Annotated in this window: 12 protein-coding genes (1 of these 12 cut by a window edge); 3 read left to right on the top strand and 9 right to left on the bottom strand. The window is 70.2% G+C overall.

The features are described from left to right. The 3 genes from ACP7TJ_RS24450 to thyX form a co-directional block, all read right to left on the bottom strand. Positions 1–1,170: the 5' portion of a ribonuclease J gene (locus ACP7TJ_RS24450; protein WP_093764893.1), read on the bottom strand. 516 nt of this gene lie to the left of the window's left edge; the window shows 1,170 of its 1,686 coding nt (coding positions 1–1,170); its start codon is at positions 1,168–1,170; its stop codon lies off the left edge, out of view. A gap of 154 nt (positions 1,171–1,324) precedes the next feature. Continuing rightward, on the bottom strand, positions 1,325–2,227 hold the full coding sequence (dapA, locus tag ACP7TJ_RS24445) for a 4-hydroxy-tetrahydrodipicolinate synthase (RefSeq protein WP_093764892.1): 903 nt from the start codon (positions 2,225–2,227) through the stop codon (positions 1,325–1,327). A 221-nt stretch (positions 2,228–2,448) separates the two neighbouring features. Beyond that, positions 2,449–3,189 carry an FAD-dependent thymidylate synthase gene (gene thyX / locus ACP7TJ_RS24440; RefSeq protein ID WP_093764891.1) on the bottom strand — a complete coding sequence of 247 codons (741 nt, stop codon included), beginning with the start codon at positions 3,187–3,189 and terminating at the stop codon, positions 2,449–2,451. A 149-nt stretch (positions 3,190–3,338) separates the two neighbouring features. Between thyX and ACP7TJ_RS24435 the strand changes: the two genes are divergently transcribed. Continuing rightward, positions 3,339–3,896, top strand: coding sequence for a hypothetical protein (locus tag ACP7TJ_RS24435; RefSeq protein WP_427767455.1), 558 nt, complete (start codon positions 3,339–3,341; stop codon positions 3,894–3,896). Between the two features lie 41 nt (positions 3,897–3,937). On the opposite strand, the gene ACP7TJ_RS24430 is transcribed toward ACP7TJ_RS24435, so the two are convergent. The 5 genes from ACP7TJ_RS24430 to rpsO all read right to left on the bottom strand — a co-directional run bounded on the left by ACP7TJ_RS24430 (position 3,938) and on the right by rpsO (position 9,475). Further along, positions 3,938–4,381: a hypothetical protein gene (locus ACP7TJ_RS24430; RefSeq protein WP_093764889.1), complete on the bottom strand. Its 444-nt coding sequence runs from the start codon at positions 4,379–4,381 to the stop codon at positions 3,938–3,940. Between the two features lie 15 nt (positions 4,382–4,396). Continuing rightward, on the bottom strand, positions 4,397–5,149 hold the full coding sequence (gene dapB / locus ACP7TJ_RS24425; protein WP_427765340.1) for a 4-hydroxy-tetrahydrodipicolinate reductase: 753 nt from the start codon (positions 5,147–5,149) through the stop codon (positions 4,397–4,399). A gap of 38 nt (positions 5,150–5,187) precedes the next feature. Then, a complete protein-coding gene (locus ACP7TJ_RS24420; protein ID WP_167744071.1) occupies positions 5,188–6,567 on the bottom strand; it encodes a M16 family metallopeptidase in 1,380 nt (459 codons plus the stop codon). Continuing rightward, on the bottom strand, positions 6,564–8,783 hold the full coding sequence (locus ACP7TJ_RS24415; protein WP_093764886.1) for a polyribonucleotide nucleotidyltransferase: 2,220 nt from the start codon (positions 8,781–8,783) through the stop codon (positions 6,564–6,566). Before ACP7TJ_RS24415 ends, ACP7TJ_RS24420 begins: the two co-directional genes overlap by 4 nt. A 404-nt stretch (positions 8,784–9,187) precedes the next feature. After that, a complete protein-coding gene (rpsO, locus tag ACP7TJ_RS24410; protein ID WP_006130415.1) occupies positions 9,188–9,475 on the bottom strand; it encodes a 30S ribosomal protein S15 in 288 nt (95 codons plus the stop codon). A gap of 267 nt (positions 9,476–9,742) precedes the next feature. Here rpsO and ACP7TJ_RS24405 point away from each other — a divergent pair, with 267 nt between their 5' ends. Next, entirely contained in the window at positions 9,743–10,021 is a 279-nt protein-coding gene (locus ACP7TJ_RS24405) for a DUF397 domain-containing protein (protein WP_320586930.1), read from the top strand. A 70-nt stretch (positions 10,022–10,091) separates the two neighbouring features. Here the strand turns inward: ACP7TJ_RS24405 and eccD are convergent, their stop codons facing one another. After that, positions 10,092–11,606, bottom strand: coding sequence for a type VII secretion integral membrane protein EccD (eccD, locus tag ACP7TJ_RS24400; protein WP_427765334.1), 1,515 nt, complete (start codon positions 11,604–11,606; stop codon positions 10,092–10,094). A gap of 304 nt (positions 11,607–11,910) precedes the next feature. Between eccD and eccCa the strand changes: the two genes are divergently transcribed. Continuing rightward, complete coding sequence (eccCa, locus tag ACP7TJ_RS24395; protein WP_427765331.1) at positions 11,911–15,888, top strand: type VII secretion protein EccCa; 3,978 nt, start codon at positions 11,911–11,913, stop codon at positions 15,886–15,888. The last annotated feature ends 74 nt before the right edge of the window (positions 15,889–15,962 follow it).

Raw genomic sequence — 15,962 nt, 5'->3', positions numbered from 1 at the left:
GCAGATGTTGTAGAAGTACAGCAGCTCGCCGGCCGAGGCGTGTCCGGAGACGTGCACCTTGGCGTTGCCCTTGTGGACGACGTCGGCGCCCCAGCGGGTCAGGCCGTTGATCACGCGGTAGACCGCGTTCTCGTTGCCGGGGATCAGCGACGACGCCAGGATCACCGTGTCGCCGTCGACGATGCGGATCTGGTGGTCGCGGTTGGCCATGCGGGACAGCGCGGCCATCGGCTCGCCCTGGGACCCCGTACAGACCAGGACCACCTCGCTGTCGGGGAGGTCGTCGAGCGTCTTGACGTCCACGACCAGGCCCGGCGGGACCTTCAGGTAGCCGAGGTCGCGGGCGATCCCCATGTTGCGCACCATGGAGCGGCCGACGAAGGCGACCCTGCGCCCGTACTCGTAGGCCGCGTCCAGGATCTGCTGGATGCGGTGGACGTGGCTGGCGAAGCTGGCCACGATGATCCGCTTGCGGGCGCCGGCGAAGACCTGGCGCAGCACATTGGAGATGTCGCGCTCGGGCGGGACGAAGCCCGGGACCTCGGCGTTCGTGGAGTCGGAGAGGAGGAGGTCGATGCCCTCCTCGCTGAGCCGGGCGAACGCGTGCAGGTCGGTGAGGCGGCGGTCCAGCGGGAGCTGGTCCATCTTGAAGTCGCCCGTGTGCACCGCCATGCCGGCGGGCGTGCGGATGGCGACGGCCAGCGCGTCCGGGATGGAGTGGTTGACCGCCACGAACTCGCAGTCGAAGGGGCCGATGCGCTCGCGCTGCCCCTCCGCGACCTGGAGGGTGTACGGGCGGATGCGGTGCTCCTGGAGCTTGGCCTCGATGAGGGCGAGGGTGAGCTTGGAGCCGATCAGCGGGATGTCCGGCTTCTCGCGCAGGAGGTAGGGGACGCCGCCGATGTGGTCCTCGTGACCGTGAGTGAGGACGATGCCCTCGATGTCGTCGAGACGGTCCCGGATGGACGAGAAGTCGGGCAGGATCAGGTCGATTCCGGGCTGCTCCTCCTCGGGGAAGAGCACTCCGCAGTCGACGATCAGCAGACGGCCTCCGTACTCGAAGACCGTCATATTGCGGCCGATCTCGCCGAGGCCGCCGAGCGGGGTGACCCGCAGGCCGCCTTCGGGAAGCGGCGGAGGCGCGCCGAGTTCAGGATGCGGATGACTCAAAAGACTCTCCTCACCACACGCGCCACGTACCGGTGGGGCACGTGGCGCGCATGACGTTCGTGCAGAAGCAGTTGTGGTTGGGAAATGCGGGCACCGGTGGCCCGCGTATTCAGTTGTGGAGTCGATCTGCGCGCCCGGGGCGCGCGAAGTCTGATTACTGGAGTTGTACCCCGCCCGCGGCAAGATCGATCTTGAGCTGCTCGATCTCTTCGGGCGTGCACTCGACCATGGGGGCGCGCAGGGGGCCTGCGGGGAGGCCCTTGAGCGCGAGCGCCGCCTTGGTGGTCATGACGCCCTGGGTGCGGAACATGCCCGTGTAGACGGGGAGCAGCTTCTGATGGATCTCGGTCGCCTTCTGGACGTCGCCGGAGGTGTACGCCTCGACCAGGGCGCGCAGCTCGGGGGTGACGACGTGGCCGACGACGGAGACGAAGCCGACGGCGCCGATGGAGAGCAGCGGCAGGTTGAGCATGTCGTCGCCGGAGTACCAGGCGAGCCCGGAGCGGGCGATGGCCCAGCCCGCGCGGCCGAGGTCGCCCTTGGCGTCCTTGTTGGCGACGATCCGCGGGTGCTCGGCGAGGCGGACGATCGTCTCGGTGCTGATCGGGACGCCGCTGCGGCCGGGGATGTCGTAGAGCATCACGGGCAGCTCGGCGGCGTCGGCGACAGCCGTGAAGTGCCGGTAGAGGCCCTCCTGCGGGGGCTTGTTGTAGTACGGCGTGACGACCAGCAGGCCGTGGGCGCCGGCGCGCTCCGCCGCGCGGGCCAGCTCCATGCTGTGGTGGGTGTCGTTGGTGCCGACACCGGCGACGACATGGGCCCGGTCGCCGACCGCCTCCACGACCGCCCGTACGAGATCCGATTTCTCCGCGTCACTGGTGGTCGGGGACTCGCCGGTGGTGCCGTTGACGATCAGGCCGTCGTTGCCTGCGTCCACCAGGTGGGTGGCGAGCCGCTGTGCGCCGTCGAGGTCGAGTGCGCCGTCCGCCGTGAAGGGCGTGACCATGGCGGTGAGGACCCGCCCGAAGGGGGTCTGCGGAGTCGAGGTCGGAGCCATGGGTTACACGCTACTCGTTGCTCAGGTCGGGGTCTTCCCTCGGGGGAGGCGCCGGAGGGGGGCGAAGGGGGACCCGGCACTGCCTGCTCGGGGGTTCAGGCAGTGCCGGGCCCGTTTGATCAGGCTAGATGAACTTCGTGAAATGCCGCAATACGGACACTTCGCACGGTTGATGCGTACATCTGTGCTCGCCTGCCGCGCCGGGGGGCGGGAGGGCTCCGTTACGGGGCGACGCGTCCGTTGGCGTTGAAGGCGGCGTAGGTGAGCGGCATCAGGCGGGCCCACTCGGCCTCCATCTTCTCGCCGACCATCTCGATCTCCCGCTGCGGGAAGGACGGCACCTTCGCCAGCTCGTGCTGGGTGCGCAGGCCGAGGAAGTGCATCAGCGAGCGGGCGTTGCAGGTCGCGTACATCGACGAGTACAGGCCGACGGGGAGCACGGAGCGGGCGACCTCGCGGGCCACGCCGGCGGCCAGCATCTCCTGGTACGCCTCGTAGGACTGCCGGTACGAGTCCTCCATGGCGCGCCCGACAAGTTCCTGCTGGCCCGCGGTGCCCTCGACGAAGCGGTACTTGCCGGGGCGGCCCTCCTGCACCAGCTTGCGGTCGGCGTCCGGGACGTAGAAGACCGGCTGGAGCTCCCGGTAGCGGCCCGACTCCTCGTTGTACGACCAGCCGACCCGGTGCCGCATGAACTCGCGGAAGACGAAGATCGGGGCGCTGACGAAGAAGGTCATCGAGTTGTGCTCGAACGGGCTGCCGTGCCGGTCCCGCATCAGGTAGTTGATCAGGCCCTTGGACCGCTCGGGGTCCTTCTGCAGCTCGTCCAGGGACTGCTCGCCGAGGGTCGAGACGCGGGCGGCGAACAGCACGTCGGCGTCGGACGCGGTGTGCTTCACCAGCTCGACGGTCACATCGCTGCGGAAACTCGGCTTGAGGTCGTCGGCAGGGGTGTCGGTCACGGCGCGGAGGGTCCTTCCATCACTTCTGGGGCGCCGCCCACTCTACGGCGCGGACGCGGGGCCGTCCGGACCCCCGAGGGTGGTGACGGCCGACACAGGTCGATAGCCTCACCGGGCACAGCCCCTGCATGGATCGAGTGAGGACCACCGTGCCCCTGCCCTTCCTGACGGCCGACCGCGCTTTCGACACGACGGACGACGTCGCGCTGCCGTACGACGACCGGGACCGCTGGCGGCGTCCCTACCGGCCCGGCCCCTGGCGGGTGGCAGCGGCCGCGGTCGTGCTGCTGCTCGCCTCGTTCGTGCTGTTCTCCTCGGTGATCATCGCGGCGACGGCCACGCCCGCGTCGGCCGCCACCGTGTTCGCGTTCGCGCTGGTCCTCCTGGTGGCCGCGCTGCGGCTGCTGCGCATGGGGGTGTGGGTGAGCGCCCGCGGGCTGCGTCACGTGGCCTTCGTCAGCACCCGTACGACGGCCTGGGACCAGGTCGTGTCGGTGCGTACGGTGCAGCAGCCGGTGCGCTGGCTGGGGCTGCCCCGGACCGTGCAGGGGCAGGCGCTGGTGATGAACCGGCGGGGACGCTCGGCGGAGGCGCCGGCGCCGCTGCTGACCTCCCACAACGCGGACTTCCTGGGGCGCGACCCGCTGGCCTTCGACCGCGCGGCCGACACGGTCGAGGCGTGGACGGACGAGTACGGGCGGGCCTGACGGCGGACGCGTGTCTGCGCGCCTGAAACCCGCCTCCGTGCTCAGGAGGCGGTCTTGCGCAGGGCGATGGCCCGCTGCATCGCCTTGCGGGCGCGCGGGGTGTCCCGGGCGTCGTGGTAGGCCACGGCGAGCCGGAACCAGCTGCGCCAGTCGTCGGGCGCGTCCTCCGTCTCGGCCTTGCGCAGCGCGAAGACCTCGTCGGCCGACTCGCGGTCGATGCGGCCGCTGGGCAGCCGCCTGAGGGTGTCGACGGGCAGGCCGCCCTCGGCGTCCAGCTCGGCCGCGAGCCGGTTGGCGTCCCGCACGAACTGGGTGTTCTTCCAGAGGAACCACACACCGATGACCGGCAGGATCAGCACGGCCACCCCGAAGGTGACCGTGAGGAGCGTGCCGGCCTTGATGAGCAGCACTCCGCGGCTGCCGACCAGGACGAAGTATACGACCAGGACGGCGGCCGTGAGGGCGTAGGAGATCTTGGCGCGCATGGGGGTGGGACCGGCTCAGTTCAGGTCGAGGAAGTGTTCCAGGCCGAAGGTGAGGCCGGGAGTGGTCACCACGCGGCGCACGCCGAGCAGGATGCCCGGCATGAAGCTGCTGTGGTGCAGGGAGTCGTGGCTGACGGTGAGGGTCTCGCCCTCCGCGCCGAGCAGGACCTCCTGGTGGGCGAGGAGACCGCGCAGCCGGACCGCGTGCACCGGAACCCCGTCGACGTCCGCGCCGCGGGCGCCGTCGAGGGCGGTGGTCGTGGCGTCCGGGGCGGGGGCGCTGCCGGCCTGGCGGCGGGCCTCGGCGATGAGCTGGGCGGTGCGCGTGGCGGTGCCGCTGGGGGCGTCCACCTTGTTGGGGTGGTGCAGCTCGACGACCTCGACGGACTCGAAGTACGGGGCGGCGATCTGCGCGAACTTCATGGTCAGCACGGCGCCGATGGAGAAGTTCGGGGCGATGAGCACGCCCGTCTCCGGGGACTGGTCGAGCCATCCCTTGAGCTGTGCGAGGCGGTCGTCGGTCCAGCCGGTGGTGCCGACCACCGCGTGGATGCCGTGGCGCACGCAGAAGTCGAGGTTGCCCATGACCGAGGCGGGGGTGGTCAGCTCGACGGCGACCTGGGCGCCGGTCTCGGCGAGGGTCTCCAGCTTGTCGCCCCGGCCGAGGGCGGCGACCAGTTCCATGTCCTCGGCGGCCTCGACCGCCCGTACCGCCTCGGAGCCGATCCGGCCCTGGGCGCCGAGGACCGCCACGCGCAGCTTGCTCATGTCTGTTGCTTCCTTACCGGGTGTGGTGCCGGGGTGGGTCAGGCGACGGCCTCGTGCAGCCGGGACGCCTGCTTGTCCTTCAGCGGGCCGATGACCGACAGGGAGGGCCGCCGTCCCAGGATGTCCCGGGCGACCGAGCGCACGTCGTCCGGGGTGACCGAGGCTATCCGGGACAGCATGTCGTCGACCGACATCTGCTCGCCCCAGCACAATTCGCTCTTGCCGATACGGTTCATCAGCGCGCCGGTGTCCTCCAGGCCGAGGACGGTGGAGCCCCTGAGTTGGCCGATGGCCCGCTCGATCTCGTCGTCGGGCAGCCCGTGCTCGGCGACCTGGTCCAGCTCGTCGCGGCAGATCTTCAGCACGTCGTGCACCTGGGAGGGCCGGCAACCCGCGTACACCCCGAACAGACCGCAGTCGGCGAAGCCCGACGTGTACGAGTACACGCTGTAGGCCAGGCCGCGCTTCTCGCGGACCTCCTGGAAGAGCCGGGAGGACATGCCGCCGCCGAGGGCGGTGTTCAGCACGCCGAGGGCCCAGCGCCGCTCGTCGGTGCGGGCGAGGCCCGGCATGCCGAGCACGATGTGCGCCTGCTCCGTCTTGCGGCCGACGAGCTCGACGCGCCCGGCGGTGCGCAGGGCACGCCGGCCGCCGCGCGGGGCGATCGGCAGCGCCTCAGGGTCCTTGAGCGCGCCGGCCTTCTCGAAGGCGGCACGGACCTGGCGGACGACCTTGTTGTGGTCGACGTTGCCCGCGCAGGCGACCACCAGGTGTGTGGGGTCGTAGTGCTTCTTGTAGAAGCGGCGGATGCGGTCGGCGGTGAGGGCGTTGACCGTGTCGACCGTGCCGAGAACGGGGCGGCCGAGGGGGTTGTCGCCGAACATCGTGTGCGCGAACAGGTCGTGCACGCAGTCGCCCGGGTCGTCCTCGGTCATCGCGATCTCTTCGAGGATGGCGCCGCGCTCGACGTCGACGTCCTCCTCGCGGATCACCGAGCTGGTCAGCATGTCGCACACCACGTCGATGGCGAGCGGCAGGTCGGTGTCGAGCACGCGCGCGTAGTAGCACGTGTACTCCTTGGCCGTGAACGCGTTCATCTCGCCGCCGACGGCGTCGACGGCGGCGGAGATGTCCAGCGCGGAGCGGGTGGCCGTGCCCTTGAAGAGCAGGTGCTCCAGGTAGTGGGTGGCGCCGCCCAGGGCCGGGGTCTCGTCGCGGGAGCCGACGTGGGCCCAGATGCCGAAGGTCGCCGAGCGGACCGAGGGCAGGGTCTCGGTGACGATGCGCAGTCCGCCCGGGAGGGTGGTCCTGCGGACCGTGCCGATGCCGTTCTCGCCCTTGATGAGGGTTTGGGTACGGGCGACGGCCCGCGCCTCCGAGGAGGTGCGGGCCGTCGCCTTGGCGCTACGGGACGTCACTTGTCGGCGTCGTCCTTCTTGGTCTCGTCGCCCTCTTCGCCCTCGATCACGGGGATGAGGGAGAGCTTGCCGCGGGAGTCGATCTCGGCGATCTCGACCTGGACCTTGTGGCCCACGCCGAGGACGTCCTCGACGTTCTCCACGCGCTTGCCGCCGGCCAGCTTGCGGATCTGCGAGATGTGCAGCAGACCGTCCTTGCCGGGGAGCAGGGAGACGAACGCGCCGAAGGTGGTGGTCTTGACGACCGTGCCCAGGTAGCGCTCGCCGACCTCGGGCATCGTCGGGTTGGCGATGCCGTTGATCGTGGCGCGGGCGGCCTCGGCGGCCGGGCCGTCGGAGGCGCCGATGTAGATGGTGCCGTCGTCCTCGATCGTGATCTCGGCGCCGGTGTCCTCCTGGATCTGGTTGATCATCTTGCCCTTGGGGCCGATGACCTCGCCGATCTTGTCGACCGGGATCTTCACGGTGATGATCCGCGGCGCGTTGGGGGACATCTCGTCCGGCGTGTCGATCGCTTCCATCATCACGTCGAGGATGTGGAGGCGGGCGTCACGGGCCTGCTTGAGAGCGGCGGCCAGGACGGAGGCCGGGATGCCGTCCAGCTTGGTGTCGAGCTGGAGGGCGGTCACGAACTCCTTGGTGCCGGCGACCTTGAAGTCCATGTCGCCGAAGGCGTCCTCCGCACCGAGGATGTCGGTGAGGGTGACGTAGTGCGTCTCGCCCTCGATCTCCTGGGAGATCAGACCCATGGCGATACCGGCGACGGGGGCCTTCAGCGGCACACCGGCGTTCAGCAGCGACATGGTGGAGGCGCAGACGGAGCCCATGGACGTCGAACCGTTGGAGCCGAGGGCCTCGGACACCTGGCGGATCGCGTAGGGGAACTCCTCGCGGGTCGGCAGCACCGGCACGAGCGCGCGCTCGGCGAGGGCGCCGTGACCGATCTCGCGGCGCTTCGGGGAGCCGACGCGGCCGGTCTCACCGGTGGAGTACGGCGGGAAGTTGTAGTTGTGCATGTAGCGCTTGCGGGTCACCGGGGAGAGGGTGTCCAGCTGCTGCTCCATGCGCAGCATGTTCAGCGTGGTGACACCCAGGATCTGGGTCTCGCCGCGCTCGAACAGCGCCGAGCCGTGCACGCGCGGGATCGCCTCGACCTCGGCGGCCAGGGTGCGGATGTCGGTGACACCGCGGCCGTCGATGCGCTTCTTCTCCTTGATGACGCGCTCGCGCACCAGGGACTTGGTCAGCGCGCGGTACGCGGCGGAGATCTCCTTCTCGCGGCCCTCGAACTCCGGCAGGAGCTTCTCGGCGGCGAGCTGCTTGACGCGGTCCAGCTCGGCCTCGCGCTCCTGCTTGCCGGCGATGGTGAGCGCCTGGGCGAGCTCGGGCTTGACGGCCGCGGTGAGCGCCTCCAGGACGTCGTCCTGGTAGTCGAGGAAGATCGGGAACTCGGCGGTCGGCTTGGCGGCCTTCGCGGCGAGGTCGGCCTGGGCCCTGCAGAGCACCTTGATGAAGGGCTTCGCGGCGTCCAGACCGGCGGCGACGACCTCCTCGGTCGGCGCCTCGGCGCCGCCCTCGACGAGCTTGATCGTCTTCTCGGTGGCCTCGGCCTCGACCATCATGATCGCGACGTCGCCGTCCTCCAGGGTGCGGCCCGCGACGACCATGTCGAAGACGGCGTCCTCGAGCTCGGTGTGCGTCGGGAAGGCGACCCACTGACCGCGGATCAGCGCGACGCGGACGCCGCCGATCGGGCCGGAGAAGGGCAGGCCGGCCAGCTGCGTCGACGCGGACGCGGCGTTGATCGCCACGACGTCGTACAGGTGGTCGGGGTTGAGCGCCATGATCGTGGCGACGACCTGGATCTCGTTGCGCAGGCCCTTCTTGAAGGACGGGCGCAGCGGGCGGTCGATCAGACGGCAGGTGAGGATGGCGTCCTCGGAGGGACGGCCCTCACGGCGGAAGAACGAGCCGGGGATCTTCCCGGCCGCGTACATCCGCTCCTCGACGTCCACCGTGAGGGGGAAGAAGTCGAGCTGGTCCTTGGGGTTCTTGGAAGCGGTGGTGGCCGACAGCACCATGGTGTCGTCGTCCAGGTAGGCCACGGCGGAGCCGGCGGCCTGACGGGCCAGGCGGCCCGTCTCGAAGCGGATGGTGCGGGTGCCGAAGGAGCCGTTGTCGATGACGGCCTCGGCGTAGTGGGTCTCGTTCTCCACCAGCGTTTTCTCCGTTACTTGTCGTCTTTCGTCCCGCTCGCCCGTGTGGCGGAGGGACGGGGCGGAGAAGCGCTCCACTGGTGCGGGCCGGTCTTCGATCGAAGCACCCGGGGTTCACTCTCCCGGGGGCCACTACCGAGGACCGGCGGCGGCGAGGTGCGCTTCCCCTCGTACGGGGGGACGTCGGGTGACGTCCGGTGTGGACGTCGGGTGACGTCCGGTGTGATGTCCGTGGTTCGCATACCCGATGCGGCGCGGGACATCACCCTGAGTCGTAGATCCTGCGTTCTTGCGTTCTTGCGTTCCTGCGTTGTGCTACCACACTACAAAGGCGTGGTGACACTCCGCACGTACAGCAAAGGGAGCGGCCCCCTTGTCCCGGGAACCGCTCCCTCCACGGCGTCTTACTTGGCGCCCGCCGCACCGCGGCGGATGCCGAGGCGCTCGACCAGCGCACGGAAGCGCTGGATGTCCTTCTTGGCGAGGTACTGCAGCAGCCGGCGGCGCTGACCGACGAGGATCAGCAGGCCACGGCGGGAGTGGTGGTCGTGCTTGTGGGTCTTCAGGTGCTCCGTCAGGTCGGAGATCCGACGGGACAGCAGAGCGACCTGGACCTCGGGGGAGCCGGTGTCACCCTCCTTGGTGCCGAACTCGGAGATGATCTGCTTCTTCACTGCGGCGTCGAGCGACACGCGTACTCCTCGTGATCTGTGAGTGGCCACCGAGTGCCCCCGGTCTGCTTCTCGGGGGGTCTTCCATGACTCGGAAGGCGGGGATCCGCTGGGCGCGGCCTCCAGAGCGAGCGGCTCCGGGGGTGCGTACACAAACGGCCGTCGCCCAGAGTACCAGGTGGCGACGGGCCTCCTCCTCCCGGTCGGTCGAACCCGTCAGGAGGGAAGGGGCGGGCCACTAGGGTGAACGCTCGGATCGATCGTACGTCGGGAAGGGGTCGCTGGGGCATGGCGGAGACGGCTGAGGAGATCAAGGCACGCAAGGAGCGGGAGAAGAACGAGCTCTACGCCCTCGACATCTCCGGTGTCGAGTGGCACAGCGCGCCGGGCACGGAGGAGCACGAGGAGCGGGTGGAGATCGCGTACCTGCCCGGCGGCGCCGTGGCCATGCGTTCCTCCCTCGACCCGGACACCGTGCTCCGGTACACGGAGGCCGAGTGGCGCGCGTTCGTGCTGGGCGCGCGCGACGGGGAGTTCGACCTGGAGCCGGCGGAGGGCGAGGCGTAGTCGTCCGCCTGCAGACACGGCGCCCGACGAGGATCCGTCGGGCGCCGCGTCGGGTCATCCGATCGTCGGGTCATCCGGTCAGGGACCGCACCGTGGTGTAGACGTCGAAGACAGCCAACGCCAGAGGCACCAGCGTCAGCAGGACGAAGCCCTCCGCGATCTCGAGGAACCGGCCCCAGAAGGGTGTGGGTCCGCTGCGGGACGCCTTCAGACCGATGGCGGTGATCAGCGCGGCCGCCGCGGCGATGGCGGCGACCAGCCAGACCGCGCGCAGGTCGAGGCCGGCGCGGTCCCCCGCCAGCGCGTCCCGGACCAGGGCGTCGGGCGGGTTGAGCGCGAGGCCCAGGCCGAGCATGACCAAGGAAGCAAGCCCCGCGGCGAGGAGTGTGGCGACCTGCGCGGTGTAGCGGAACAGTTGCGCGCGCATCAGCAGAGCCACGCCCGTGGCGAGGGCCAGCAACTGTGCCCAGAGCCCGCCGGAGAAGCCGAGCACCAGGGCCGCACCCGCCGCCACCAGCGAACACCCGCCGACCAGTCCTACGAGGAGTTCGTGACCGCGCCGGGCCTGAGCCCGGATGCGCTCGGCGTCCACCGGTTCGTGGGGCACGGGGTCGGCTCCGTAGGCACTGCCCGGGGCGGTGTCCGGCATGTCGAAGCCGATGGGGAGCCTGGCGAAGCGCAGGGAGATGCCCGGCAAGAAGGCGAGGGCGCCGATGGCGACCGGGGCGCACAGGGCGGCCGTCTCGGCCGGGGTCCAGTTCCCGAGCAGCGCCGCGAAGGAGGTGAGCAGTCCTAGGCCCGAGGCGACCGCGAAGGCGACGAACGGACCGTCGCCCCGAGGGGAACACAGAGTGAGGACGACCGAGGCCACCAGTACGGCCGCGCAGGCAAGCAGGAACTGGAGCTTCCCGATGCCCTGCCCGTCGGACAGCGACAGCAGACCGGAGCCCGCCACGCCCACGTTGGGCAGCGCACCTAGGCCCAGCGCGACAGCTGCGGTCCGGTCGTCGTAGACGCGGGCGCGGACGCAGCCGAGAACCACGAGTAGGAGACCGGCGACGCCGGCGAGAACGCCGGGCAGGCTGTGCATGTCGTGCCGCGGATCGGCGGTCCAGGCGACGAAGGCCAGCAGGGCGGGCAGCACACCGCCGCCGACCAGACCCGCGACCCGCGTGAGGTCGCCGTCCCACAGGGACCGGTCCCGGGACACCGCGGAGGCGACCGCTTCCGAGACGTCGTCGACGACGGCCGGCGGCAGCGATTCGGAGAAGGGACGCAGGGTCAGGAGTTCCCCGTCGAGAATGCGCTGCGCCGCGAAGGAGCGGGAACTGTCGAGGACGGTGCCGTCACGGCGCACGAGGTGGTAGCCGACCGGAGCTCCCTCGGCCGGGGTCTGCCGGGAGAGTCGGAGGATCTCCGGGTAGAGGTCGGCGACCGGTACGTCGTCGGGGAGCGCCATATCGACCCGGCTGTCGGGGGCGACGATGGTCACACGGCAGAACCCGAGCCCCGTCACCGCCCCGGAAAGGGCTCCCCGGCTCGGTCCGCCGGTGCCGGTGGCCGCTGTGGAGGCCGTCGTGCTCACCTTCTGCTCCCCCTCAGTAATGCTGTGTCCGCTGGTGTGTGACGGTTCACGTCTCCTCCTCGCCGCCCAGCGCGGACGGGACGACAGGACGCGCTTCCACCCGAGTTCGCCGTGCTCACGTCCCCGTCACATCGAGCGGAGCGCTGTACGCCCTTCCGGGCCGACGTGTGCTCACGCGAACCTCCGGCACCCTACCGCCCACCTCCGCAGGGTGTGCTCAGTAGGATCACGCGGTGGCCCTCGTCCGTCCGACACGGGGAGGCGGACGACAAACCCAGCGGGTCGGCAAGGGAATTGGTGCGCAGTGAGCCAGATCGTCGTCAAGCGTCCGCCTCGGGCGCTACCGCCGGAGGTGCCGACGAGCGAGGTCGTCGTGCAGCCGCCGCCCGAATTGCCGCGCGGGCACCAGGAAAGCGTCCTGATGCAGTTGCTGCCGACCCTCGGTATGGGTGGTTCGGTCGTCTTCTTCTTCACCAGCGGGCAGCCGTTCATGCGCATCATGGGCATGGTGATGATCGCGTCGACGATCGCCATGTCGGTCGCCATGGTGGTCCGTTTCCGTCGCGGATCCCAGGGCCAGCTCGCCGATCTGCGCCGCGACTACCTCGGTTACCTGTCGCGGACCCGTCGAACCACCCAGGAGACGGCGCGGGCGCAGCGGGACGCCCAGTACTACCTCCACCCCTCACCCGAGCAACTGTGGGCACTGGTCGCCGAGGGCAGCCGAGTGTGGGAACGGCGGCCCAACGACGAGGATTTCGCCCAGGTGCGCATCGGGCTGGGTCCGCAGTCCCTGGCCACCCCGCTGGTCGCTCCCGAGACGGGTCCGGTCGATCAGCTGGAGCCGCTCACAGCCGGTGCGATGCAGCGGTTCGTCGCGATGCACAGCACTCTGGACGATCTACCGATGGCGGTCTCGTTGCGCGCCTTCTCCCACGTTGTGCTCGGCGGCGACCCAGAATCTGTACGGTCCTGCGCCCGGGCCCTGACCGGCTCGCTAGCCTCCCTGCACTCTCCCGAGGACCTGGTCCTCGCGGTCGCAGCGGGACGTGAGGCGCAGGCGCACTGGGAGTGGGCCAAGTGGCTGCCGCACGTGCAGCTTCCCGGCCTCACTGACGGCGCCGGGTCCCGCCGTCTGATCGGTGGTGAACCGCTCGAACTCGAGGGCCTGCTGGCCCCTCGTCTGACCGGACGTCCCCGATTCCACCCGAACGCCGCGCCTCTCCCCGACACTCCGCACGTCGTCGTCGTGCTCGACGGCGTGTCCCTGCCGCCGACGTCCCTGCTGGCGAACCCTGAGGGCCTGCAGGGCGTGACGGTCATCGAGGTGACCGAGGGGGAGCCGACGGCCGCCCACGGTGACCTCTCCGTGATCGTCCGGCCGCACACGCTGTACCTGGAGTCGGCGCACGGCGCGGTCTACGAGGGGAAGCCCGACGCCCTATCGTACGCATCCGCGGAGGCGCTGGCCCGGCAACTGGCTCCCCTGCGGGTGGCGTCCGGCGGTGACGACGACGAACCCCTGTTGGCGAACCTGGAGTTCACGGACCTGCTGAATCTGGGCGACGCCGCCTCCGTCGAAACCCGGCGCACCTGGCGACCACGGTCGCAGGCGGAACGGCTGCGGGTGCCGATCGGCGTCGGCGAGGACGGGCGCCCGGTGATGCTGGACATCAAGGAGGCGGCCCAGGAGGGCATGGGCCCCCACGGTCTGTGCGTCGGCGCCACCGGTTCCGGAAAGTCGGAGCTGCTGCGCACTCTGGTGCTGGGTCTGGCGGTGACCCACTCCTCGGAGACGCTGAACTTCGTCCTGGCGGACTTCAAGGGCGGTGCCACCTTCGCCGGGATGGCGCAGATGCCGCACGTGGCAGCCGTGATCACCAACCTGGCGGACGACCTGACGCTGGTCGACCGCATGGCCGACTCCATCCGCGGCGAACTGAACCGCCGTCAGGAGATGCTCCGAGACTCGGGCAACTACGCCAACATCCACGACTACGAGAAGGCCCGGGCAGCGGGCGCACCGCTCCAGCCCATCCCGTCCCTGTTGCTGGTCATCGACGAGTTCAGCGAACTCCTCACCGCGAAGCCGGACTTCATCGACATGTTCGTGCAGATCGGCCGCATCGGCCGGTCGCTGGGCGTGCACCTGCTGCTGGCCTCGCAGCGGCTGGAGGAAGGACGGTTGCGCGGCCTGGAGACCTACCTGTCGTACCGCATCGGTCTGCGCACCTTCTCCGCCGCCGAGTCGCGTGCGGCCCTGGGCGTGCCGGACGCGTATGAACTGCCGAAGGAGCCGGGGTCGGGAATCCTGAAGTTCGGCACGGACGAGATGGTGCGGTTCAAGGCGGCGTACGTCTCGGGCGTCTACCGTCCCGGAGGGCGGCGGGACGCATCCGCGGACGGGCCGCTGCCGGTGGACAGGCGTCCGGCGTTGTTCACGGCAGCGGAGGTGCCGGTGCAGTACGTACGGGTGCCGCGGCAACGGACCGACGCGGCGGACGGCGCCGACGAGAGGGACGACGCGCTGGCGGACACCGTGCTGGACGTCATCGTGCGCCGGCTGGAGGCACAGGGCCCGGCCGCCCACCAGGTCTGGCTGCCGCCGCTGGACAGCCCGCCGTCACTCGACGGCCTGCTGCCCGGTCTCGCCACGGTGGAGGGGCGGGGCCTCACCCAGCCCGGCTACGAAGGTGCCGGGCGCCTGGTGGTCCCGGTCGGCCTCGTCGACAAGCCGTACGAGCAGCGTCGTGACCCGCTGTGGGTGGACTTCTCGGGTGCGGCCGGACACATGCAAATTCTCGGCGGTCCGCAGTCCGGCAAGTCGACCCTGCTGCGTTCGCTGATCTGCTCCTTCGCCCTCACCCACACCCCGCACGAGGTGCAGTTCTACGGCCTGGACTTCGGCGGCGGCGGCATGTCCGCGGTGGCCGGCCTGCCGCACGTCGGCGGTGTCGCCTCCCGGCTGAATCCGGAGCAGGTGCGACGCACCGTGGCGGAGGTGTACGGCGTCCTGAACCGCCGCGAGGAGTACTTCCGCGCTGCGGGCATCTCCTCGATCGCCGAGTTCCGTGCCCGACGCGCCCGCGGCGACATCTCGGTGACCGACCAGCCCTGGGGCGACGTCTTCCTGGTCATCGACGGATGGGGTAACTTCCGCGCCGACTACGAAGCACTCGATCAGGTAATCCTCGACATCGCCGCTCGCGGACTCGGTTACGGCGTCCACCTGATCCTCTCGGCCTCCCGTTCCATGGAGGTCCGGTCCGCCCTGAAGGACAACCTGCTCAACCGGCTCGAGCTGCGTCTCGGCGACCCCATGGACTCCGAGCTGGACCGCAAGGTGGCTGCGAACGTCCCCACCGGCGTGCCCGGGCGTGGTCTATCGCCGCAGAAGCTGCACTTCATGGCGGCCGTGCCGCGCATCGACGGCCTGAAGTCCGACACCGAACTCGCGGACGCCACGGCCGCGCTCGCGGCGGAGGTGTCCCGGCACTGGCAGGCACCGGGAGCTCCCGAGGTCCGTCTGCTGCCCCGTGAGCTGCCCGCCGGCCATCTGCCCCCGGGCGACCGGTTCCCGCAGCGCGGTGTCGCCTTCGCGCTCGATGAGAACAACCTCGAGCCGGTGTTCGTCGACTTCGACCACGATCCGTTCTTCCTGATCTTCGGGGAGAGCGAGTCCGGCAAGTCGAATCTGCTCCGCCTGCTGATCAAGCAGCTGACGACGCGCTACCCCGGCGACGAGTGCAAGCTGTTCGTCGTGGACAACCGGCGCTCGCTTCTGGGCGTCACCCCTGACTCCCACCTCGCCGAGTACATTCCGATGTCCAACGCAATGGACCACCATATGGTGGCTCTGGCCGACCTGATGAAGCGGCGCACCCCGACCGCCGAGGTCACCCCGCAGCAACTGCGGGACCGGTCCTGGTGGCGGGGCCCGACCGTGTACGTGGTCATCGACGACTACGACCTCGTCGCCACGTCGAGCGGCAATCCGCTCAGCGGTCTCACCGAACTCCTGCCCTTCGCACGGGACGTGGGCGTGCGCTTCGTCATCGCGCGGTCCACGGCCGGCGCGAGCCGCGCCTCGTACGAGGCGTTCATGCAGCGCATCAAGGAACTGGGCGCGCAGGGCGTCGTCTTGTCGGGCGACCCGGGCGAGGGCGACGTGCTGGGCGGGGTCCGACCGCGGCCGATGCCCGCGGGCCGGGGCGTGTTCGTCTCCCGGCGCAGGGGGCGGCCGCTGGTGCAGACGGCGCTGGTGGAGGAGGAGAGGTTCTGATGGGCGGGGACCGATGTGGTTCCTGGTGGAGTCTGTGCAGGGCAGGCAAGTGGTACGGCTGAGTTCGGCTGACG

The sequence above is a fragment of the Streptomyces sp. DSM 41931 genome (genome assembly GCF_050271085.1).
Classification (GTDB): domain Bacteria; phylum Actinomycetota; class Actinomycetes; order Streptomycetales; family Streptomycetaceae; genus Streptomyces; species Streptomyces albogriseolus.
This window is presented reverse-complemented; position numbering and strand designations above follow the sequence as displayed.

Coding starts and splice junctions, on each gene's coding strand:
- dapA (WP_093764892.1), bottom strand. CDS start 2,227: ATGGCTCCGACCTCGACTCCGCAGACCCCCTTCGGGCGGGTCCTCACC.
- ACP7TJ_RS24430 (WP_093764889.1), bottom strand. CDS start 4,381: ATGCGCGCCAAGATCTCCTACGCCCTCACGGCCGCCGTCCTGGTCGTA.
- dapB (WP_427765340.1), bottom strand. CDS start 5,149: ATGAGCAAGCTGCGCGTGGCGGTCCTCGGCGCCCAGGGCCGGATCGGC.
- ACP7TJ_RS24405 (WP_320586930.1), top strand. CDS start 9,743: ATGGCGGAGACGGCTGAGGAGATCAAGGCACGCAAGGAGCGGGAGAAG.